This is a genomic window from Campylobacter sp. BCW_4319, from assembly GCF_001764435.1.
GTDB lineage: Bacteria > Campylobacterota > Campylobacteria > Campylobacterales > Campylobacteraceae > Campylobacter_D > Campylobacter_D jejuni.
In genome coordinates this window covers 1-5,065 of the sequence record NZ_MKAQ01000015.1, presented here as the reverse complement: position 1 = coordinate 5,065, position 5,065 = coordinate 1, and the positions used below count along the sequence as shown (strand labels likewise).

At 28.2% G+C, this 5,065-nt stretch carries 5 protein-coding genes and 2 pseudogenes; 4 read left to right on the top strand and 3 right to left on the bottom strand.

The features are described from left to right. Positions 1–663: pseudogene (locus tag AJN56_RS05290) on the bottom strand (DUF2920 family protein); the annotation flags it as partial. 60 nt (positions 664–723) lie between these two features. Here AJN56_RS05290 and AJN56_RS05285 point away from each other — a divergent pair. From AJN56_RS05285 to AJN56_RS05270, 4 genes and pseudogenes are all read left to right on the top strand, one after another. Further along, positions 724–2,235, top strand: coding sequence for an AMP-binding protein (locus AJN56_RS05285; protein ID WP_002869393.1), 1,512 nt, complete (start codon positions 724–726; stop codon positions 2,233–2,235). Continuing rightward, on the top strand, positions 2,222–2,947 hold the full coding sequence (locus AJN56_RS05280) for a GNAT family N-acetyltransferase (RefSeq protein ID WP_002829043.1): 726 nt from the start codon (positions 2,222–2,224) through the stop codon (positions 2,945–2,947). Before AJN56_RS05285 ends, AJN56_RS05280 begins: the two co-directional genes overlap by 14 nt. Next, positions 2,947–3,633: pseudogene (locus AJN56_RS05275) on the top strand (formyltransferase family protein). Before AJN56_RS05280 ends, AJN56_RS05275 begins: the two are co-directional and overlap by 1 nt. Before the next feature lie 2 nt (positions 3,634–3,635). After that, positions 3,636–3,860 carry a hypothetical protein gene (locus AJN56_RS05270; RefSeq protein WP_002854125.1) on the top strand — a complete coding sequence of 75 codons (225 nt, stop codon included), beginning with the start codon at positions 3,636–3,638 and terminating at the stop codon, positions 3,858–3,860. Here AJN56_RS05270 and AJN56_RS08990 read toward each other — a convergent pair. Then, positions 3,853–4,512, bottom strand: a complete 660-nt coding sequence (locus tag AJN56_RS08990; RefSeq protein ID WP_373455991.1) for a DUF2920 family protein — start codon at positions 4,510–4,512, stop codon at positions 3,853–3,855. The genes AJN56_RS05270 and AJN56_RS08990 overlap by 8 nt on opposite strands. Then, positions 4,412–5,065: a DUF2920 family protein gene (locus AJN56_RS08985; RefSeq protein ID WP_070294430.1), complete on the bottom strand. Its 654-nt coding sequence runs from the start codon at positions 5,063–5,065 to the stop codon at positions 4,412–4,414. The genes AJN56_RS08990 and AJN56_RS08985 overlap by 101 nt, the downstream gene beginning before the upstream one ends.

Genomic DNA, 5,065 nt, shown 5'->3' with positions numbered 1-5,065 from the left:
CCCGAATTATCAATCACACCATCCACATACCAAGGAGCTATTTTTGCTATGAGTAAAGATAGGTATCCTCCATAAGACCCCCCCCCCATAAATTTTTGGTAAATCTGCAAGTTTTGGAAAACGTTTCACTAAATCTTTTAAAGCATTAATATGATCAAGTGCTGCCATAATACCATAGTTTTGATAGTCTCCATTAGGTGGGATAAAAGTTGAGGTGAATTTCGCTTGATAATTTTGCGCTAGTTTTCTTTGTGATTTTAAAGTAGTAATATTCTGATTAAGTAATTCGTAACATTGTTGTGCGTTCTCAAGATTAACATTGATATTAACACCTATTTCCAATAAAGCCTGAGATAAATTTGACACATCATCTTTTGTAAACATTGTAAAAGCACTATATTTCTCAACATCTGAACGTCTTTGACAAAAACAATGATAAAAAACATGCACTGCTACAACATCAAAATTTTTAGCAATATATTCCCTATCAAAATCTAAAAAAGAAATATTTGCATTAGCTCCAAAACCACCCACTATAAAAACTATGGCTTTGATATCTTTTTCATCATCATAGCTAATGCGGTATTCAAGTTTGCTAGTTCTTTTTATATTTAATTCTACATCATCACAAGAATCAATTTCAAAGGTTTGATTTATGAGCATATAAAGGCCTTTTTTATTAATTTATCGATATTATATTACAAAAAATTAAAAAGGTAAATCATGACAACTCATATCTATGATTTTTTAGAAAAAAGTTTAATCAAATTTAGCGAAAAAACTGCTTTTGTAGAACCTTTTGCCAAGGAAAGAAAAGAAATCACTTACAAAGACTTTGATCTTTTTTCTAAAAAACTAGCCAGTGAAATTTTAAAAACTTTAAAAAATGATAATCCTACTCAAGCTCCTGTTTTAATCATCTTACCTAAGGGGATTAATTGTTTAATTTCATTTTTTGGAGTGGCACTCAGTGGAAATTTTTATACCCTTTTAGATGAAAAAAGTCCTAAAGAAAGAGTAGAAAAAGTCATAGAGGTTTTAAAACCTAAACTTTTTATCACTTCAAAGGATTTAAAATTTAATTTAGATTTGCCTACGCTTTATACACAAGACTTTGAAAGTTTTAATATAGATGAGAGTTTAATAAAAAATGCAAAAGAAAAACATATAGATACTAATTTACTTTATGTGCTTTTTACAAGCGGAAGCACAGGCATTCCTAAAGGAGTAAGCATAGCTCATAAGAGTGTGATTGATTATGCCTTTCACTTTTGCGAGGCTTTTGAAGTTGATGAAAATGAAATTATTGCCAATCAAGCTCCTTTATATGTAGATGCTTCTTTGCCTGATATACTTGCAACTATCAAACCATCAGCAACATTACATCTAATACCCAATCACCTTTTTGCCTTTCCAAATAAAATTTTAGATTATTTAGAACAAGAAAAAATTACCATGATTTTTTGGAAACCTACAGTCTTGATTTATTTTATAAAAGATCAAGATAATTTAAAAAACTATCCTTTAAAAAATTTAAATAAAATTTTAATAGGCGGAGAAATAATGCCTATTAAACAACTTAATATTTGGAGAAAACACCTTCCAAATGCTTTATTTGCTAATTGTTATGGTCCAACTGAAATCACTGATGTATGTTGCTATTATATCCTAGATAGAGAATTTTCAGAAAATGAAATTCTGCCTATAGGTAAAGCTTATAAAAACACAGAACTTTTAGTTTTTGATGAAAATATGAATTTCATAAGCCCTAAGCAAATAGGTGTTAAAGGGGAGCTTTTCGTGCGTGGAACTTCTTTATCTTTAGGCTATTATAATGACAAAGAAAAAACCAAACAAGCTTTTATTCAAAATCCTTTGCATGATAATTATTTAGATTTACTCTATAAAACAGGAGATATCGTTTCTTATAATGAATTTGGAGAGCTTTTGTGCTACGGAAGAAATGATAATAGAATTAAATTCATGGGGCATAGGATAGAACTTGGAGAAATAGAAAGTGTGATTAATTCTCATAGTAAAATCATTTTATGTGCTTGCATTTTTAAAGAAAAAATCATTTGTTTTTACGAAAGTGATGAAGAGCTTGACTTTAAAGCTTTTTTAAAAGACAAATTACCTTCTTATATGATCCCAAAACATTTTATTAAAATCGAAAAATTTAAGCTTAATCAAAACAGTAAAATCGATAGAAAAGCCTTACATGAACTCATTTGAAAAAGCCTTTTATGAAGGATTTAAATTAAGCAATTGTTATGATAATTTTAATCTAATCCGAGAGAAAATTTTAAAACAAGAGCTCATCTTAGAAAAACATGAAAATAATAATTTTTTCTTTTTTAATCGCACAGATGGTTTGTTGTATTATTTTATCAACGATTTGCAAGATTATGATTTAAAAGCATGTTATATAAAAATCTTAAGCAAAGCCCCTAAGCATGCTTTACATGATGAATTTTTAAAACTTAATCATTTTAAAAAAATACTCAATCACAAACAAATGGTGCTTAACAAAGAGATAAAACCGAGTAAATTTTGCTTTATCTCCAAAGCCTTACATGAAGATAGCAAAGAACTTTATAGCTTTTTTAGAAAATATTTTGATCCATATTTGTTTTATTTTTCACAAAAAAATCTTGAAGAAAAAATACCCAATATACTTGTTTATAAAGAAAATGAAAAAATTCACGCTGCTTTGATCTACACTCAAACTCTCAATGCTAATTTTTTAGATTTTATAGCTGTAGATAGAAATTTAAAGCATAAAAATGTGGCTTTTGCTTTACTAAATCATTATTTTGCAGCCAATACTCAAAATAAATTCTTTAAACTTTTTGTAGAAGAAAAAAATCAAAAAGCCATTAATTTTTATAAAAGGGCGGGTTTTTGTTTTAATCATATTAATTTAAAATTTTATAGGAATTTCTAATGACTTACTCACACATTTATATCATAGGTACAGGAAAAGTCACTAAAGAATGCCAAAAAATAGCTAGTGATTTTTTTAAGCAAGAAGTGATTTTTGTAAAAATCTTAAAAATTGCCTTATTATTAGTGCAAATAATTCTTATATTTTCAAAAAAGAATGTGTGCAAAATAATACCATTATAAATTATCATAATGCTTTATTACCTTTTCATAAAGGATGTAATGCAAGAATTTGGAACATATGGGAAAATGATAAAAAACAGGCATTACTTGGCACATGGTTGAAGAAAGTATCGATACGGGTGCGATTTTAACTCAAAAAGAAATAAAGCTTGATGATAATTTTACCGCCTTAAGTCTTTTAGATACCCAACACAAACTTGCTATAGCTTCATTTAAAGAAGCTTTAAAGAATTTAGAAAATAAGATCTTTAAAATTCAAACTTTAGGGGGGGGTATCACAAAAAATTGGCTTTGCCAAATGAGGGTTATTTAGATCTTACTTGGGATAAAGAAAAAATTTCTCGCTTTTTAAGAGCTATGGACTGTGGCGCTTTAATCGGAGTGCCTAAGGCTAGATTGAAAATCTTAGGAGAGGAAAAAGAAATTTTGTTTTATGAGATCAATGAACTTGATTTAATTTTAAATTTAAGCGATAATACCATTTTAAAAATCACAAAGGAATAAAAATGCAAGAAATCAAACAATTTTTTATCAATATAGAAAGAACAGATATCAATGAGAGTATGGAAAATCTAGTAAGTGAAGATTTTATCGATAGTATTGATATCATGGCTTTGGTTGCTGAAATAGAAAAATTTTACAAAAAACCCTTAAAAGCAGAATTTATAACACCTGAAAATTTTGAAAGCTTTCAAGCCATTAAAAACATGATAGAACAAGCTTTTATTTAATACATAAAACAAATTTATCTCCCACATCTTTAAAAGTAAACACTTTATTTCCACAAGGATAAGAGATGGAATTTTCCTGCATAAAAGATTTTCTTTTTTGCAATTTTTCAAGCATTAAAGGAAGTTCTTTTCTAAATAAAGCCCTATCAGTAATCCTCATGCCATGATTTAAGTCTTTTATAAATCTTCCATCAATCTCGCTTTCATCTTTTATCAAATGCAAAGTGGCATCATAGCCTAATTCTTTGTATGCTAAAAAAAGAGTTTGTTTATCTTTGGATGTATTAAACTCATCTTTTGAACTATGATAAGATACCAAAACGATATTTTTATTAACATTGACTTGTATGATTAAATGAGAAGAATTTAACAAAGAACGAATCATATAATTTTCATTAGCAAAAAAATAAGGTGAATTTTCATCCTCTCTAGTCCAATAAGTTTTAGTAAACATTTCTATTAATGTATTAGGATCATTAAAAATAAAATCAAATTGCTCTAAATCTCTTCCTATTATATATCTCAATAACGGCAAAACAGTTCCCGAATTATCAATCACACCATCCACATACCAAGGAGCTATTTTTGCTATGAGTAAAGATAGGTATCCTCCATAAGACCCCCCCCCCATAAATTTTTGGTAAATCTGCAAGTTTTGGAAAACGTTTCACTAAATCTTTTAAAGCATTAATATGATCAAGTGCTGCCATAATACCATAGTTTTGATAGTCTCCATTAGGTGGGATAAAAGTTGAGGTGAATTTCGCTTGATAATTTTGCGCTAGTTTTCTTTGTGATTTTAAAGTAGTAATATTCTGATTAAGTAATTCGTAACATTGTTGTGCGTTCTCAAGATTAACATTGATATTAACACCTATTTCCAATAAAGCCTGAGATAAATTTGACACATCATCTTTTGTAAACATTGTAAAAGCACTATATTTCTCAACATCTGAACGTCTTTGACAAAAACAATGATAAAAAACATGCACTGCTACAACATCAAAATTTTTAGCAATATATTCCCTATCAAAATCTAAAAAAGAAATATTTGCATTAGCTCCAAAACCACCCACTATAAAAACTATGGCTTTGATATCTTTTTCATCATCATAGCTAATGCGGTATTCAAGTTTGCTAGTTCTTTTTATATTTAATTCTACATCATCACAAGAATCAATTTCAAAGGTTTGATTTATGAGCAT